This is a genomic window from Schnuerera sp. xch1 (genome assembly GCF_019931165.1).
GTDB lineage: Bacteria > Bacillota > Clostridia > Tissierellales > Tepidimicrobiaceae > JAIOUP01.
On the sequence record NZ_JAIOUP010000021.1, the window covers coordinates 1 to 17,725 of the forward strand.

The window sequence follows — 17,725 nt, forward strand, 5'->3', positions numbered from 1 at the left end:
ATGCAATGGGACCTAATGTTGCAGGAGTTATTGGTTCAGCAGTAGCAGCAGGACTTCTGTTAATGTTCTTTGGATAAGTTATGCGAGGGATAGAAGAATACAAGAATTTTCACATTTTAAAAAATAATAAAATTATTTATATTTATAAGATTAGGTAGGAGATTATGTAAAGTTCAGATACAGGGCCTTAGATTAGACATAAAAAGTAAAGAGTTGTAGTTAATAGATGATGAGACAAAAACTATTACAACTTTGGATTGAATGAGAAACTAAGAAGATCTAATAGAAAGTGCTTATTATAATTACAACAGCTATCTATAACCTGGAATGGAGGCTGATATTGATATACATATTAACGAAATCGATGATCCATTTTACAGAATTTTGGAAGTGTTGGCGGAGGTGAGGCAATAAAAAGAGATTGACAAGGTAGGGCTACAGCAGGTCATGTATGTATGCTGATCACTATGCTAATCATGTGATTGAAAGGGTAAAAAATTGCAGATATAGACATAATTACAAATTCAGTAACAAATCTTGTGCTCCAAGGGAGATATGATAAGCAATCTATAAGACGCCAAATCATTAGAGTAAAAGAACTATTAGAAGTTGGTATAACTATTAGTTAGTTTTGGACAGGACTACACAAAAAATATTTTTTAGAGTGAGAAACTACCGATTATCTTATCAGAAGAAATAGCATCATATATTATGGCTGAAATTCGAGTAGTAAAATATGAGAAAGAAATTCCCAATCTATCTATCAATATGGTAAAATTAGAATAACATATCTTAGAAGCAGGAAGTATGAAACTGAAATTGATGGTATAAATGGACAGGTTCCTATTTAACCCTAAAGTCAAAGATTTTGATAAAGAGTTATAGAAATTTTAAAATATTATTGTTTAGCACAGAAGAAGGTATAAATCCAGATAAATATAGAAATATTGTACAGATTGGAGAATGTAAAAAACAGAGCACTTTCAATAGACCGAAGGAAATTGTTATATCAGTGCAGAAAAACAACAGATAAGGAACTTTTGTAGAGTCTAAACAATGCCTGGAAGGTATTGATTAGGTTATTATAAATAGAAATATGGTTTTAAATGGGTGTGACTAAATGGACCTTGTAATCGTAAGAGGCGAAGGATATATTGTTTCAGAAGTAGTTCATGGATTGTTTATGAAAGGATATAAGATAATAGTTTTAGAAATAGAAAAACTTTCAACTTATTAGACGAGCCTTTTCTTTTGGGAGACTTTACGATAAAGAGTGGATATAGAGGATGCAAAGGGTATTTACAAAATATTAGATAATGTCAATATCTATATATCCAATGGTGGTATAATTGGGCAATTAAAACCTTTGGAAGTAGATGTTATTTTAGCAAAGAAAATTTAGGAACCAATAGGGATATGGCTCCAATTACCATAGGAATTGGCTTGAATTTGAGACAGGAAAAGATGTAGATGAGGTTTGTTCTCCTTTATGAAAGATAGCTTTCTTCCAGCTATAAAACAAAATTGTCGAGGAGTGAAAGATTTGAAATTAGAAAGCAGATTTTGGATTGTTCATGATGGGAAAAAGGTATTTGGGAGAGGCCCGTGTATATTGTTAAAAACAGTAGATAGATTAGGAAGTTTAAATAAGGCAGCAAAGAAATTAAACATGTCTTATAGCAAAGCTTGGATAATTATAAAAAGAGCGGAAGAAATGCTAGGATATCCACTTTTAAGAACAGAAACGGGTGGTGCAAATGGAGGTGGATCTTATTTAACCTCCAAGGGAGAAGTCTTAACAAGAGTTTATGAAGAATTCTGTAGAGAGTCAGAAAAATGTATGGAAGAACTTTATAAAAAGTATTTTGATGATATCTAATATTTTTTTGACGTCGTTATATTAACGAAAGAATAACGAAGGAGAGGGACTACTGTGAAGATTGTAGATGATAAAAATGCGATTAAATCAATAAATGTAAAAAAGAAATATAGTCCTATGTATTTCTTTATGGGTATTCTTGTTGGTATTTTTATTTTATCTTTTACTATTGGAAGATATCCTATTTCTGTTGGAATGCTTTTTAAAATTTTTTTATCAAAAGTTTTTCCAATAGCTAAAACCTGGCCGGATGCCATTGAAACAATAGTTTTTCAAGTAAGATTTCCTCGCATAATTGCAGCTGTTTTAGTAGGAGCATCTCTTTCTGTTTCAGGAGCGGTATACCAGGGGATGTTTAAAAATCCTCTAGTTTCACCTGATGTTTTAGGGGTCTCAGCTGGAGCTGCATTTGGAGCTGCTTTAGGAATATTTTTATCGTTTAGTGCCATTGGTATACAGATGTCAGCCTTTGTATTTGGTATTGCTGGAGTAGCATTGGTATATTTAATTAGTTTAAAAATTAAAGATGACCCTTTGATTGGCCTTGTAATTATAGGAGTATTAATAGGATCTATATTTACTTCTTTTACTTCATTGATAAAGTATCTTGCTGATACACAAGATAAATTGCCAGCTATAACCTTTTGGCTTATGGGGAGCTTATCTAATGTAATATCTAGGGATTTAAACAAGGTTTTTGTACCAATAACCTTGAGTGTGATTCCATTATATATTTTAAGATGGAAATTAAATATTCTTTCATTAAATGAAGATGAAGCCAAGACATTGGGTTTAGATATAGGTAAAATTAGAATAATTGTAATAATATGTTCTACTCTAATGACTGCTGCTTCTATTTCTATAAGTGGCGTAATTGGATGGATAGGGTTAGTAATTCCGCATCTTGGGAGAATGATAGTAGGGCCAGATTATAGGATACTGTTGCCTACAACTATCCTATTAGGAAGTTCGTATTTACTATTAATTGATGATATGGCGAGAGCTCTTACAACAGTAGAGATACCTATTGGAATATTAACATCTTTAATAGGAGCTCCATTTTTCATATTTTTACTGTTAAAAAAGAAAAGGAGTTGATATCTATGTTAGAGGTTGAAAAATTGAGTTGTGGTTATAAGGATAAAATGGTTTTACAAGATGTAGATTTTACTGCAGGTGCTGGAGATATAATCTGTATATTGGGTTCTAATGGTTCAGGAAAGTCTACCTTAATAAAAACTATAATAGGTTTATTGAAGCCTTACGAGGGAAATATAGTGATAAACAATGAAAATATTAAACATTGGTCTTGGAAAAGGAGAGCAAAGATAATAAGTTATATACCTCAAACCTTTAGTTCTATGTTTCAATATAGTAGCTTGGATATAGTTTTGATGGGAAGAACATCTTATATAAGTTCTTTTTCTTCGCCATCTAAAGAAGATGAAGAAATTGCAATAGAAGCTATGAAGACTCTTAAAATATCACATCTTAAAGATAAGACCTATTCTCAATTAAGTGGTGGAGAAAAACAGTTAGTAAAAATTGCCCAAGCTTTAGCTCAACAATCGAAAATAATAGTAATGGATGAGCCGACAAATAATTTGGATTTTGGAAATCAAATGATTATGTTAGAACAGTTAAAAAGATGTACGAGTAGGAAGATTACTGTTATAATGGCTACTCATTTTCCAGAACATGCATTTTTGTATGGAACTAAGGCTTTATTAGTAAAGGATGGAGGTGTAATTGAGATAGACAATCCAAATAAAAATTTAAAGGAAAGTGATTTAAAATCATTATATAATGTAGACTTAAAAGTTGTAGAGTTACCATCAAAGAATAAAACGATGAAGATGTGTTTACCCGTATTTTGAAAGGAGAGATAGAAATGTTAAAAAGAAATATTTCTTTATTTGTTATCCTTACAATAATATTATCCATGCTGGCTGGATGCAATACTGACGGAGTGGTCAGTAAAGATGATAACATTATAGATAATGAAGTAACAGAAGTTGAAAATGATATAGAAATACAAGATATGTCAGGAAGAACTATTACTCTGTCACAACAAGCAGATAAGGTTTTTAGTACTGAACCTACAGCAACAATTCTTCTATATTCTTTAAATCCAGATAAGATGGTGGGGTGGAATTATGACTTAAGTGAAGGAGAAAAAAGATTTATATCAGAAAAATATCATGATCTACCTAATTTAGGTGGTGCAGGCAAAAATTCTATAAATATAGAGGAAATTTTAAAAATGAATCCAGATGTACTAATAATGATGGAAGATGTAGATGACAATTCAGCGTCAAAAGCAGAAGAATTGGAACAACAAATGGGTAAACCTGTAATTGTATTGGATTCAGATATGCACGAATTGGATGAAGCCTATCAAATTTTAGGTAAGGTTATGGGAGAAGAATCTATTGCTGAAGAGTTGGCAAGATATTGCACAGAGACTATGGATACTATAGAACAAGACATGCCTAAAATAAATGAAGAAGATAGAGTACGTGTATATTATGCAGAAGGGCCTAATGGACTAGAAACTGAACCTTCTGGTTCTTGGCATGCTGAAATCATAGATATGGTAGGGGGCAAGAATGTGGCTGAGGTAGCTGTAGAAGGAGATTATGGGAAGTCAAAAGTATCTATAGAACAGCTGATCTCCTGGAATCCTGAAGTAATAATATCATGGGATGATGAGAGAGGAGGATATTATTCTAAAATATCTGAGGATCCAACATGGGGAGATATAGATGCTGTTAAGGATAGAGAAGTATATGAAATACCAAATAGACCTTTTAGTTGGTTTGATAGACCACCATCTGTTAACAGAATATTAGGTGTGAAATGGTTAGGGAATCTACTATATCCAGAGATATTCGATTATAATATGGAAGAAGAAGTAAAGGAATTTTACGACAAATTCTATCATTATCAATTGACTGAGGAGGAATTAGATGAACTTTTGGAAAACTCCATGAGACATTAATTTACAATAAGTTCTCTTTCTTGTACCTATACTCCATGGATTTATAATATCAGCTATTGTAGTTATAGTATCAATAAGTGTACAAATTATTCTTAGGGCAAGTATAATAAACGAGATATTATCTTGTAACAAGCTTGAAGAATCCAACTTTTTATATTACCAAACTTAGGATGATAAGATAAGCAAGATTTATTACGATACTTTCTCTTATCATTTAAAATAGATGATGTAAAATTTCATTGACACAGGAATTTATAAGTCGTATAATATAACAAACATCACAAACGTTTGCTAGAAAATAATTCTAGGATAAAAAAAGGAAAAGTCGTATCTTAATTATGATAGTCGGATATATTTTAAACATAATCTATATACATATTTAATACTAATACCTATGAGTATAAATTCACTAATTAAGGTAATTATGCTGAAATGACAATAAGCTCTCTAATTATAATAATTATAAGTTTTAAATATAATATAAAATGGAGGTTTGCTTATGGATAAAGTAAAACTTGGCATTATAGGACTGGGAAGATTAGGGAGAAACCATGCTATTAATATCCACTATAAGATATCTAATGCAGAGTTAACTGCCATATGTAGTGCAGTTCAAGAAGAATTAGATGATATAAAAATAGAAATGAATCCAGATTATGCTACATTAGACTATATGGGATTGCTTAGTATAGAGGAATTAGATGGTGTGGTAATAGCTTCTAATTCAGCCTTTCATTGTGAAATGATATGCAATGCTGCTAAAGCTGGTATAAAAAATATATTTTGTGAAAAACCTCTTGGAATGACTCTGGAGGAAATCGATTTAATAAAGGAAATAGTTGAAAGATATCAAGTAAACATATTTCAAATAGGTTTTAATCGTAGATTTGATAAATCCTTAATAAAAATGAAAGAACAAGTTGATAAAGGCTTTATAGGTAAACCAATTCTTATTAAAATGGTAAATAGAGACCCAGCATCTATGGCAGAATATATTATTAAATTTAGTCCGACTAGCGGTGGATTAGTATTTGATATGTTAACCCATGATTATGATTTAGCAAGATGGCTTATTGGTTCAGATGCAGGTATTATCTTTGGTATAGGCGGCGTCTTCGCTTATGAGGGTTTAAGAGAAATTAATGATATAGATAATTGTACTATTTCTATAGAATTTAAAAATGGAGTTATGGGTTTAATGGAAACCTCTAGAAGTTGTACATATGGATATCATGTTGAAATAGAGATATATGGAACTGAAGGTTCTCTTAGAATGGGAACCCTTCCAAATAAGGATAAGGTGGTTTCTTTTAATAAAGATGGAGCAAGTATCGAATGTATTGAATGGTTCTTTGAATTTTGGGAACCAACCTTTGAAGCTGAAATTCAACATTTTGCAAACTGTATACAAAGTAATACTCAACCTATTGTAGGTCTTATAGATGGATATAAGGCAGTCCAGTGGGCTTTTTCAGCTAAAGAAGCAGTAGATAAACGAACTGTTATTAAAATGAAATAAGCATTTTAAACTAAGTATTTCTATAAAACATAATATATTTTTAAGCGTGTAATAAAGGCAAGAAGTATTATGAGAAGTTCTTTGGATAAGGAGATTAGAGTATGAGCGTAACTATAAAAGATATTGCAAAATCATTAGGCATATCTTATTCCTCAGTTTCTCGAGCCTTGAATAACAAACCTGGTGTGAGTAGTGAAACTAGAAAACGTGTTATAGACGAAGCAAAAAAGATGGGATATAAACCTAATGATATGGCAAGAGGATTAGTAAAAAAACAAACTAATACAATTGGGGTTATAATTCCAGATATAGCCAACTCATTTTTTGGGGAAGTTACTGAGGGAATAATTGAAACTGCTAATGAGAACGGTTATACAGTGTTTTTATGTATTACAAATTGGAATATGGAAATTGAGAAAGAATACCTGAGAACTTTACAACAAAAACGAGTAGATGGAATAATATTAAAATCTTCTAAGGATCAAGAAGAGCGTAGATATAAAGATGAAATTAATGTACCGTATATTCTATTAGAAGGACGACCTGCATATGGAAACAGTTTTGTTGGAGTGAATAATAAAAGAGGTAGTTATATTGGTACTAAATATCTATTAAAGCAAGGATATAGAAATATTGCCTTCGCAGGAGGATCTAAAGATTCTTATACTAATATGCAGAGGGTACAGGGGTATATTCACGCATTAAAAGAACGTGCTATTCCAATTGATAAGGAATTGATTTTATATAATGATTTTACAGCAAAAGGTGGATATATATTAGCAGAAGAATTGTTAAATAATGATAAAAACATTGATGCCATTTTTGCAGGGAATGATGTTATTGCTTTAGGGGTATTAGATTATGCTACTACTCATGATTTCAGTATTCCTGAAGAGTTAGGAGTACTAGGGTTTGATGATATTTTTTATGCAGAATTACCTCAAATTCAGCTAACTACTATACATCAGCCCAAATATGAATTAGGGAAGTATGCATTGGAAATTTTAATAGATGATATCCATGCAGGAGAAGATAGAACGTGTAAAAGCATTATACTAGAACCAAAGTTAGTAGTAAGAAATACTACAAGATAACTAATTATCTATTTCTGTAATTATATATAGATATATTAGATTTTAGTGCATTAGTTTATAGTATTTTATATTTAATTCAAAGTCAGTAGTACTGTTTGAATGGTTATTTTAATTATATTTAAACAAGATTACTGACTATTTTTATTATCTAAATTCTATAGAAGTAAAAGTCTAGGAAAATCTTAATGATATTAAACATAGTCAAACATGAATTTCCTAAAAAAGTAAAAAATTTTCAATGTGTATTCAAAGATTGTTTTTAGTAGCTTTAAGCAGAGGGGTTTTCAGACTATTTGAAATTATTTGAATAAATTTTATTGACATACGCTTTTATAAATCGTATAATATAATGAAACACAAACGTTTGCTAATTTTTTAAAATTTTAAATGTGCAAAGTGGTTTTTATAGGGAAATAAGACTAGGTTATAAATAATTCTATAATAAATTATTAATAATATATAGCAATGTTATTGTAATTGTTGTATTTTATTCAAAGGCTCAAATATTGATATAAGGAGGTTTAAAAAGGAGGATATATTTATAAGTCCAAGTTGTAAGCCTTTTGAATAAAGCTTTATAGAAAGCAATCCATAGAAATTTTACTCCAAATAATACATAAATTATTATAGAATACTAGTCTGTTTATTTTAAAAGATGTGACAAACGTTTGCAAATGACAGGAGATTCATGATTTATTATTATGTCATAACATACAAAAATTAGCTTAATTATTTATCTATTAACCAAAAAAACAGGAGGGAAAGCAATGAAAAAAATTTTAGCACTGATGTTATTGTTAATGTTGGTTGCAACTGGATGTTCAGGAGAAGTTACAGATGGCGACGGAGATGTAAAAATAGGTTATGCCATTAATAATATGAACGATACTTTCCAAACTTATATAGTTGATGCTGCCAAGGAAAAGGCAGAGGAATATGGCTATAGTATTGATATTCAAGATGCGCAGGAGGACGTGATAAAACAACAGGATCAAGTTGATGCCATGATAGAGCAGGGTGTCGATGCAATTATAGTTGTTCCTGTAGATACATCTGCTATGGACCCTATAACTAAGGCTGTAACAGAGGCTGGTATTCCATTGGTATATGTTAATAGAAATCCATTTAGCGAAGGAGATATTCCGGAAGGAGTGTTTTACGTTGGTTCTCAAGAAATAGTGGCGGGACAATTCCAAGGAACGTATTTAGTTAAATTAATGGGGGAAGAAGGTGGAGTTGCAATACTAATGGGGATATTAAGCAATGAAGGGGCGGTAAAGAGAACTGAAGGAAATGAAGAAATATTAAGCCAATATCCAGGAATAAAAGTTTTAGCAAAAGAATCTGGAAATTGGCAAAAAGATCAGGGCATGGACATAACTGAAAACTGGTTAACAGCTTATGCAGATGAATTAAATGCAATACTTGCCAATAATGATGAAATGGCTTTAGGAGCTCTTAATGCACTAGAAACTGCCGGAAGAAATGATGTAATCGTAATGGGAATAGATGCAATTCCTGATGCTATAAATATGGTTGCAGAAGGAAAAATGGCTGCAACAGTTCTTCAAGATGCTGATGGACAAGGTCATGGAGCAATAGAATCGGTTCATAATGCATTAAAGGGCAATGAGCAAGATCCCATTAGATGGATTGATTTCGTATTGATAACTCCTGAAAATGTTTCAGACTTTCAATGAATAGTATAGTTATTTATTATTTGGAAATTTAATTAATATGGGATGGGAGTATTCTCTATCCCATATTAATAAAGTGAGGGATGATTATGACTGAAGATAAAAACATTTTAGAGATGAGAAATATCGTTAAAACATTTCCGGGTGTCCAAGCATTAAAGGGAGTAGACTTAAATGTAAAATATGGTGAGATACATGCATTACTTGGAGAGAATGGAGCAGGGAAATCAACCCTTGTAAAATGTTTAATAGGTATATATCAGAAAACCTCTGGAGAGATAGTATTTGAGAGTGAATGTATAGACAATTACACTACAGCTGATGCATTAAGAATGGGGATTTCAATGATTCATCAGGAACTCTCACCTGTTGAACATAGGTCTATAATGGAAAATATTTGGCTAGGTAGGGAACCCAAGACTAAACTTGGATTTGTAGATCATAATAAGATGTATGAAATAACCAAAGAAGTTTTAAAAAGAATAGATTTAGATGAAGACCCTAAAACCTTAATGGCTGATTTATCAGTAGCCAAAATTCAAATGATAGAAATTGCAAAAGCAATTTCCTATAATGCAAAACTAATAATTATGGATGAACCTACATCTGCATTAACAAATAAAGAAATAGATCAATTATTTACAATTATGAGAAAGTTGAAGGAAGAAGGTAAATCTATAATATATATTTCTCATAAATTAGAAGAAATTTTTACAATTTGCGATACAATTACTGTTTATCGGGATGGAGAATATATTGGTACCGAAAGAGTGTCTGATATAGATACTCCTACTTTGATAAAAATGATGGTTGGAAGAAATGTAAACGAATTATATCCAAAAGTTAAATGTGATACTGGTGATATTAAATTAGAAGTTGACAACCTGACTAGTGAAGGTGCATTTAGAGATGTATCTTTCAAAGTAAGAAAGGGAGAAATACTTGGAATTGCTGGACTGGTAGGTGCAGGTAGAACTGAATTGATTGAAACTTTGTTTGGACTAAGGAAAAAAACATATGGGCAAATAAAAATTGATGGGAAGGAAGTCGATGTTCGTACCCCACAGGAGGCAAAAGGAAAGAAAATGGCTCTTTTAACAGAAGATAGGCGTTTAAATGGAATATTTCCAATGTTAACGGTTTTTCAGAATATAACTATAGCTAATCTATTCAAGTATGAAAATAAGTTTAGATTATTTAATCATAAAGAAGCTATTAGGGATGTAAACGAGTATGTGGAAAGTATCCAAATAAAAACTCCATCAATATATCAAAGGATGGAAAACCTTAGTGGTGGAAATCAGCAGAAAGTACTTGTCGCTAGATGGTTAATGACTAGTCCCGAAATACTCATAATGGATGAACCTACTAGAGGTATTGATGTTGGCGCAAAAGCAGAAATATATAAACTTATTAGCACTCTCGCAGAACAAGGGAAAAGTGTTATCTTAGTCTCTTCTGAGTTACCCGAGGTGATGAGGATGAGCGATACTATAATGGTAATGTATGAGGGACGGGTAGCAGGTATATTAAATAATTCAAAAGACTTAACCCAGGAAGAAATTATGCATTATGCAACGGGACAAATCATGAAAGACAAAGCTGAATATATGTAAGGAGATGAAAGTCTATGGATATGAATACAAAAGATATAAATGGAAATGGGAATACGAAAATTAGTAAACAAAATGTTGATACCGTAAAGAAGAAATTCGCATTTACAGAGATATGGAAAAAATATAGTATAGCCTTTGTATTGCTTATGATGATAGTAACTATATCGATAATAGAACCAAAGTTTTTGTCTTCCAAGAATATATTTAATGTTTTAACTCAGGCTGCTATTTTTGGAATAATGTCTTTAGGACTAACTTTAATTATTATATCTAAAGGTATTGATTTATCAGCAGGCTCATTATTAGCTTTAGCAGGAATAATAGCTGCTAGTTTAGGACAGGTTGCCAATGCAACATCTAAATTTTATCCAAATATAGGGGAATTGCCGCTAATCATCCCTATTTTAGTAGCCCTTGGTATTGGGGGTATACTTGGCACTATTAATGGAGGATTGATAGCCTTTACTGGAATACCTGCATTCATTGCAACTCTTGGTATGACTACAATTGCAAGGGGATTCACTTTGATGTATACAGGGGGCAAACCAATTAGCCAGCTTACACCCCAGTTTACTTTTTTAGGAGATAAAATAGGAATCTTACCTATACCCGTTCTAATATATGGCATTATGATAATTATAACCTGGGTCATATTAAATTATACTAGTTTTGGGAAAAACATATATGCTATAGGTGGTAATATTAATGCGGCTGAAGTTTCAGGTGTGAATGTAAAAAAGAATATTGTACTTATATATATGTATGCTGGACTTATGTATGGAGTTGCAGCTTTAGTATTTGCAGGTCGGGTAGGAAGTGTGCATCCTGGAGCAGCTACAGGATATGAATTAACGGCTATTGCAGCTACAACCATAGGTGGAACCAGCCATGCTGGAGGTATTGGAACAATAGGTGGTGCTGTAATAGGTGCATTAATACTCAGTGTCCTTAGAAATGGTTTAACTTTGCTTGGTGTCCAAGCTTATTGGCAGCAAATAGTAGAAGGAGCAATAATTGTAGGTGCAGTTATTGTAGATATGAGAAAACATAAAAAGAAGAATTAAGATTTTAGTAAAAATATATATTTATATATCTGATGGTATTGCAATTTTGAAGGATTATTTTAATTGACAAATGTTATAGAAAGGAGATAGTATGAATAATTTAAAATTTAAAGAAAAGGCAGGTATGGACTTTATAGCCATAGGTAGAGCAGCAGTGGATTTAAACCCAAATGAGATAAATAGGCCTATGGAAGAATCAACAACTTTTACTAAATATTTAGGTGGTTCACCAGCAAATATTACCGTTGCTATGGCAGCCTTAGGAATGAAGACCGGATTCATAGGTCGAGTAGCGGATGATCCTTTAGGTAGATTTGTTGTAAACTATCTTAGAAATAGAAATATAGATACTTCCAATGTAATAGTAGATAAATCTGGAGCAAAGACTGGACTAGCCTTTCTAGAAGTAAAGTCTCCAGATGATTGTAGTATAACCATGTATCGAGACAATGCAGTAGATTTAAAAGTAGAAGTTAATGATATAAATGAAGAATATATAAAAAATGCAAAGGTATTATTAATATCGGGGACAGCCTTGGCAGCCAGTCCTTCAAGGGAAGCAGTTTTTGCATGTTTGGAATTTGCAAGAAAATATAACACTATGGTGTTTTTTGATATAGATTACAGGGCCTATACATGGAAATCAGTAGAGGAAACTTCCATATATTATAATTTAGCAGCAGAAAAATGTGATGTAATAATAGGTACCAGAGAAGAGTTCGATATGATGGAAATGTTGACTAATCCAGAAAATAAAGATGATTATGCTACTGCTAAGAAATGGTTTGATTATAATACGAAGATTGTAGTTATTAAACATGGAAAAGAAGGCTCTATTGCTTATACAAAAGAAGGAGAAGCAATAACTGGCGCAGTATTTCCAGTAACACCAGTAAAAACTTTTGGAGCAGGAGATTCTTATGCAGGCGCATTTATATATGGACTGATGAAGGGATTGAGCATAGAAGAATCCATGAAATTAGGAGCGGCCTCTGCTGCTATTGTAGTATCAAGCCATAGCTGTTCAGACGCCATGCCTCTATTAGATGAAATTAAGGATTTCATAAAAAATTATGGTAAATAAAAAAGAGGTGTTTCTATGCTAGTAAATATGAAAGATATTTTAAAAGACGCTATAAAAAACAATAGAACAGTAGCAGCCTTTAATGTATTCGGATATGAGGATGCTATGACGGTAATAGAAGCAGCGGAAGAATCTAATGCTCCAGTAATACTTATGACTAATAAAGATGCAGTAGAATTTATGGATATAGAATATTATGCAAAGTTATTTAGAACAATGGCTAAGAATGCTAAGATTCCTATATGCATTCATTTAGACCATGCTAAAGATTATAATCTAATAGTACGGGCTATTAAGGCTGGATATACCTCTGTAATGTATGATGGTTCCCAACTACCATTAGAACAAAATGTAGAGAATACGAAGGAAATAGTAAAATTAGCCGATGTCTGCAATGTTTCAGTAGAAGGAGAAATAGGGTCAGTTCCATATAGTGATAAAAACTTAGACATAAAAGAAATATATACAAAACCAGAAGAGGCAGAATACTTTGCCAAAGAAACTAAAGTCCATGCACTGGCAGTTGCCATTGGAACCTTACATTGTATGCAAGTCCAAGATGCTAAAATCCAATATGATAGATTAGAAAAAATAATAAAACTGATAGACACTCCTATAGTTATCCATGGCTCTACAGGAGTAAAGGATGAAGACCTACAGAAACTAACAAAATATAATGTGGGGAAAGTAAATATTGGTACTGCTCTAAGAATGGCCTTTGCAACTACCCTACGAGAAGAAATGAAAAACAATCCAAATACATTCGATAGAACTAAGCTATTCAAAAGGCCTATGGAGGAAGTAAAAAAAGTTGCAATTAACAAGATTAAGCTGCTTGGTTGGTAAATTCAATATGGAATAAGGGAGGGGTTAGATGAAGACTATGAAGCTTACAATGGCACAAGCATTGGTTAAATTTTTAAATAATCAGTATGTGGAGTATGACGGTAGACAGGAGAAATTTGTAAAAGGAATTTTCACCATATTTGGCCATGGGAACGTAGTAGGATTAGGACAAGCATTAGAAGAATATGGTGAAAATTTAATTATACATCAAGGCAGAAATGAGCAAGGAATGGCACATGCAGCTATTGCCTTTGCAAAACAAAAGAACAGAAAGCAAATATATGCATGTACATCTTCGGTAGGGCCAGGAGCTGCAAATATGGTAACTGCAGCTGCCACTGCAACTGCAAACAATATTCCAGTGTTATTATTGCCAGGTGATATATTCGCTACAAGGCAACCTGATCCAGTATTACAACAAATAGAACAGTCCTATAATTTAAGCATAAGTACTAATGACGCTTTTAAACCAGTAAGCAAATATTGGGATAGGATCAATAGACCAGAACAGCTGATGTCTGCAATGATAAATGCCATGAGGATTTTGACTGATCCAGCTGATACAGGTGCAGTAACCATTTGCTTGCCTCAAGATGTGCAGGGAGAGTCCTATGATTATCCTGAAGATTTCTTTACCAAGAGAGTCCACAGGATAGAAAGAAGACCGCCTACTAAAGAGGCTATAGAAGATGCAGTAAAGCTCATTAAAAATAGTAAAAAACCATTGCTTCTATGTGGAGGAGGGGTTAAATATTCAGAAGCAGGTGATAGTTTTAGGAAATTTGCAGAAGAGTTTAACATTCCCTTTGGAGAGACTCAGGCTGGAAAATCTGCAATCACATGGGATCATCCGTTGAATTTAGGAGGAATAGGAGTTACAGGAAACTTAGCTGCCAATCTTATTGCAAAAGATGCAGATATGGTAATAGGTGTGGGAACTAGATATACAGATTTTACTACTGGCTCTAAAGGTTTGTTTAAAAATGAGAATGTGAAATTTTTAAGTATAAATGTATCCGAATTTCATGCTTATAAACTTGACTCTACAAGAGTTGTAGCTGATGCCAGGCTGGCATTAGATGAATTGACTAAAATATTGAAAGAAGAAAAATACAAATCTAATTATGTAGATGAAATACACGAAACAAAAATGAAATGGGAAAATGAATTAGCTAGATTATTCTCTACCGAATATAAAGAAGAAGGATTTAAACCGGAAATTGCTGGACATATAGATCATGTATTACCTGAGTTTTATAAGGATACTGGTTCTTGTTTAACTCAAACGGAAGTTTTAGGCGAGTTAGATAGATTGTTACCAGAGGATGCAATAATAGTAGGAGCTTCGGGAAGTTTACCAGGAGATTTACAAAGGGCATGGAGACCGAAGGTGGCAAATACTTACCATATGGAATATGGCTATTCCTGTATGGGATATGAAATAGCTGCATCTTTAGGGGTGAAATTAGCATATTCTGATAAAGAAGTATATGCAATGGTAGGCGATGGAAGTTATTTAATGCTACATTCAGAAATGATCACGAGTATCCAGGAGAAAAAGAAGATCAATATAATTCTATTTGATAATATGTCCTTTGGCTGTATTAACAATTTACAAATGTCCCAAGGAATGGGCAGTTTAGGAACAGAGTTCCGATATAGAGATGAAAAAACAGGAAAATTAGATGGTCCTTTAATTCCAATAGATTATGCTAAGTCTGCTGAAGGATATGGGCTAAAAACTTATACTGTAAGGACTATAAAGGAACTTAGAGATGCAATAGAAGATTCTAAAAAACAAAACCTTTCCACTTTGATAGATGTAAAAGTTCTTCCTAAAACTATGACTGATGGATATGAGTCTTGGTGGAGAGTGGGAATTCCAGAGGTATCCCATAAAGAGTCTATTCAAAAAGCCCATAAGGATATGGAGTTTAATATTAACAAGGCAAGGAAATATTAGCAAAAGGGAGGATTCTTATGTTAGATAGCACGAAAATCAAATTAGGTATAGCACCTATAGCCTGGACTAATGATGATCTTCCCCAATTAGGAGCAGAGAATACATTCGAACAATGTATTAGCGAAATGGCTTTAGCAGGTTTTGCAGGCTCTGAAATTGGAAATAAGTACCCGAAGGACCCAGAAGTATTAAAAAAAGCTCTAAATCTTAGAGGGTTACAAATATGTAATGCTTGGCTTAGTACCTTTTTTACTACTAAGAAGGAAGATGAAACTATTGAAAAATTCATCGAGCATAGGGATTTTCTCTATGAAATGGGTGCTAAAGTAATTGGTTGTTCTGAGCAAGGGCGTAGCATACAAGGTTTAGATAAACCAATATTTGATGAAAAACCAGTTTTTACTGAAGAGGAATGGGATAGATTAATCAAAGGTTATAACAAAATTGCAATATTAGCCCAAGAAAAAGGCATGAAGGTATCTTTGCATCATCATATGGGTACAGGGATTCAAACTCCTGAAGAGATTGATAGATTTATGGAACAAGTTAATGAAAATGTTTATTTGCTTTTCGATACAGGACATATATATTTTTCTGAAGGCAACCAAGAAGCTGTAGACAACCTTATAGATAAATACATTGATAGGATTGTCCATATACATCTAAAAGATGTAAGACAGAATGTGTACGAAAAATTGAAAGAGGAAAAATGGTCTTTTCTAAAAAGTGTAAAAGAAGGGGTATTTACAGTTCCTGGAGATGGAGTTATAAATTTTGATCATGTCTTTTTAGTAATTAGAAATAGTGAATATGAAGGATGGATGGTAGTGGAAGCAGAACAGGATCCAGCTAAGGCAAATCCACTAGAGTATGCAATAAGGGCTAGGGATTACATTAATGGAAAAACGGGATTATAGATAGTTTATTATATAGAATGGAGATGAGTCTATGGACAGAAAATTAAAAGTGGGAATTATTGGAGCAGGAAGAATAGGTAGAGTTCATACATTAAGCTTAAAGAATTTTGTGCCTGAGGTTGAGATCAAGGCAGTCTCAGACATTTGTTTTGATGCAGCACAAAAGCTAGCTGAACAAAACAGGATTCCTTATGCTTATAAAGATTATAAAAAAATACTCTTGGATCCAGAAATAGATGCTGTGTTAGTATGCTCCTCTACAGATACCCATGCACAAATTTCTATAGAGGCAGCAGAAGCTGGTAAACATATATTCTGTGAAAAACCTATAGATTTAAATGTGGATAAGGTAAAATCGGTATTAGAGGCTGTAAATAAGGCTAATGTTAAACTCCAAGTAGGATTTAATCGAAGATTCGACCATGATTTTAAGAAGATTAAAGAGTTAATTGATTCAGGAGAACTAGGAGAACTTCATATAGTTAAGATTACATCACGAGATCCAGAGCCACCAAGTCCTGAATATGTTAAGGTTTCTGGTGGAATGTTTTTAGATATGAGCATACATGACTTTGATATGGCAAGATATCTTACTGATGGTGAAGTAAAAGAAATATATGTAGCAGCTGATTGCAGAATAGATCCTGCTATTGGAGAAGTTGGAGATGTAGATACGGCAGTAATAACCCTTAGGATGGAAGATGGTACTATTTGTGTTATAGACAATAGTAGACAGGCTGTATATGGATATGACCAAAGAATAGAGGTATTCGGCTCAAAAGGGCAAGCTGAAGTTCAAAATGATACTCCTTCAACAGCCAGTTGGAGCACAGCTGAAGGTGTATTTAAAGAGAAACCAAAATATTTCTTTTTAGAAAGATATATGGACTCCTTTGCAGACGAGATGAAATCTTTCGTTGATGTAGTAATTAACGATAAAGAACCGCCTGTTACTGGAGTAGACGGACTTGTAACAATAGAAATAGGATTAGCTGCGAAGAAGTCCCATGAAGAAGGAAGACCTATAAAACTTTAGAATTCGCAT

At 32.7% G+C, this 17,725-nt stretch carries 15 protein-coding genes; all 15 read left to right on the top strand.

Going from position 1 to position 17,725, the window contains the following annotated elements:
- Positions 1-1,273: 1,273 nt before the first annotated feature.
- The 15 genes from K8M07_RS12730 (at position 1,274) to iolG (ending at position 17,716) form a co-directional block, all read left to right on the top strand.
- Positions 1,274-1,402: a hypothetical protein gene (locus tag K8M07_RS12730; protein ID WP_263282544.1), complete on the top strand. Its 129-nt coding sequence runs from the start codon at positions 1,274-1,276 to the stop codon at positions 1,400-1,402.
- 132 nt (positions 1,403-1,534) lie between these two features.
- The gene (locus K8M07_RS11510; protein ID WP_223379133.1) at positions 1,535-1,879 is read left to right on the top strand and encodes a winged helix-turn-helix domain-containing protein; all 345 of its coding nucleotides are present in this window, start codon (positions 1,535-1,537) and stop codon (positions 1,877-1,879) included.
- 54 nt (positions 1,880-1,933) lie between these two features.
- Complete coding sequence (locus K8M07_RS11515; RefSeq protein WP_223379044.1) at positions 1,934-2,977, top strand: FecCD family ABC transporter permease; 1,044 nt, start codon at positions 1,934-1,936, stop codon at positions 2,975-2,977.
- A gap of 5 nt (positions 2,978-2,982) precedes the next feature.
- A complete protein-coding gene (locus tag K8M07_RS11520; protein WP_223379046.1) occupies positions 2,983-3,756 on the top strand; it encodes an ABC transporter ATP-binding protein in 774 nt (257 codons plus the stop codon).
- Between the two features lie 14 nt (positions 3,757-3,770).
- Entirely contained in the window at positions 3,771-4,880 is a 1,110-nt protein-coding gene (locus tag K8M07_RS11525; RefSeq protein ID WP_223379049.1) for an ABC transporter substrate-binding protein, read from the top strand.
- 499 nt (positions 4,881-5,379) lie between these two features.
- Positions 5,380-6,399: a Gfo/Idh/MocA family oxidoreductase gene (locus K8M07_RS11530; protein WP_223379058.1), complete on the top strand. Its 1,020-nt coding sequence runs from the start codon at positions 5,380-5,382 to the stop codon at positions 6,397-6,399.
- A 101-nt stretch (positions 6,400-6,500) separates the two neighbouring features.
- Complete coding sequence (locus K8M07_RS11535; RefSeq protein WP_223379061.1) at positions 6,501-7,493, top strand: LacI family DNA-binding transcriptional regulator; 993 nt, start codon at positions 6,501-6,503, stop codon at positions 7,491-7,493.
- Between the two features lie 767 nt (positions 7,494-8,260).
- The gene (locus K8M07_RS11540) at positions 8,261-9,193 is read left to right on the top strand and encodes a substrate-binding domain-containing protein (RefSeq protein ID WP_223379063.1); all 933 of its coding nucleotides are present in this window, start codon (positions 8,261-8,263) and stop codon (positions 9,191-9,193) included.
- 86 nt (positions 9,194-9,279) lie between these two features.
- Positions 9,280-10,806 (top strand): sugar ABC transporter ATP-binding protein, encoded by a 1,527-nt coding sequence (locus tag K8M07_RS11545; protein WP_223379075.1) that lies wholly within the window; start codon positions 9,280-9,282, stop codon positions 10,804-10,806.
- Between the two features lie 14 nt (positions 10,807-10,820).
- A complete protein-coding gene (locus K8M07_RS11550) occupies positions 10,821-11,870 on the top strand; it encodes an ABC transporter permease (RefSeq protein WP_223379077.1) in 1,050 nt (349 codons plus the stop codon).
- A gap of 91 nt (positions 11,871-11,961) precedes the next feature.
- The gene (gene iolC, locus K8M07_RS11555; RefSeq protein WP_223379079.1) at positions 11,962-12,954 is read left to right on the top strand and encodes a 5-dehydro-2-deoxygluconokinase; all 993 of its coding nucleotides are present in this window, start codon (positions 11,962-11,964) and stop codon (positions 12,952-12,954) included.
- A 15-nt stretch (positions 12,955-12,969) separates the two neighbouring features.
- Positions 12,970-13,800: a ketose-bisphosphate aldolase gene (locus K8M07_RS11560; protein WP_223379081.1), complete on the top strand. Its 831-nt coding sequence runs from the start codon at positions 12,970-12,972 to the stop codon at positions 13,798-13,800.
- 28 nt (positions 13,801-13,828) lie between these two features.
- Positions 13,829-15,763, top strand: a complete 1,935-nt coding sequence (gene iolD / locus K8M07_RS11565) for a 3D-(3,5/4)-trihydroxycyclohexane-1,2-dione acylhydrolase (decyclizing) (RefSeq protein WP_223379083.1) — start codon at positions 13,829-13,831, stop codon at positions 15,761-15,763.
- Positions 15,764-15,780: 17 nt separating this feature from the next.
- Positions 15,781-16,680, top strand: a complete 900-nt coding sequence (gene iolE, locus K8M07_RS11570; RefSeq protein ID WP_223379085.1) for a myo-inosose-2 dehydratase — start codon at positions 15,781-15,783, stop codon at positions 16,678-16,680.
- A gap of 31 nt (positions 16,681-16,711) precedes the next feature.
- Positions 16,712-17,716, top strand: coding sequence for an inositol 2-dehydrogenase (gene iolG / locus K8M07_RS11575; protein WP_223379087.1), 1,005 nt, complete (start codon positions 16,712-16,714; stop codon positions 17,714-17,716).
- Positions 17,717-17,725: the final 9 nt, after the last annotated feature.

Bases quoted from the DNA above. Each gene is read 5' to 3' on its own strand.
- K8M07_RS11520 (WP_223379046.1), top strand. From the start codon at position 2,983: ATGTTAGAGGTTGAAAAATTGAGTTGTGGTTATAAGGATAAAATGGTT.
- K8M07_RS11525 (WP_223379049.1), top strand. From the start codon at position 3,771: ATGTTAAAAAGAAATATTTCTTTATTTGTTATCCTTACAATAATATTA.
- K8M07_RS11530 (WP_223379058.1), top strand. From the start codon at position 5,380: ATGGATAAAGTAAAACTTGGCATTATAGGACTGGGAAGATTAGGGAGA.
- K8M07_RS11535 (WP_223379061.1), top strand. From the start codon at position 6,501: ATGAGCGTAACTATAAAAGATATTGCAAAATCATTAGGCATATCTTAT.
- K8M07_RS11540 (WP_223379063.1), top strand. From the start codon at position 8,261: ATGAAAAAAATTTTAGCACTGATGTTATTGTTAATGTTGGTTGCAACT.
- K8M07_RS11545 (WP_223379075.1), top strand. From the start codon at position 9,280: ATGACTGAAGATAAAAACATTTTAGAGATGAGAAATATCGTTAAAACA.
- K8M07_RS11550 (WP_223379077.1), top strand. From the start codon at position 10,821: ATGGATATGAATACAAAAGATATAAATGGAAATGGGAATACGAAAATT.
- iolC (WP_223379079.1), top strand. From the start codon at position 11,962: ATGAATAATTTAAAATTTAAAGAAAAGGCAGGTATGGACTTTATAGCC.
- K8M07_RS11560 (WP_223379081.1), top strand. From the start codon at position 12,970: ATGCTAGTAAATATGAAAGATATTTTAAAAGACGCTATAAAAAACAAT.
- iolD (WP_223379083.1), top strand. From the start codon at position 13,829: ATGAAGACTATGAAGCTTACAATGGCACAAGCATTGGTTAAATTTTTA.
- iolE (WP_223379085.1), top strand. From the start codon at position 15,781: ATGTTAGATAGCACGAAAATCAAATTAGGTATAGCACCTATAGCCTGG.
- iolG (WP_223379087.1), top strand. From the start codon at position 16,712: ATGGACAGAAAATTAAAAGTGGGAATTATTGGAGCAGGAAGAATAGGT.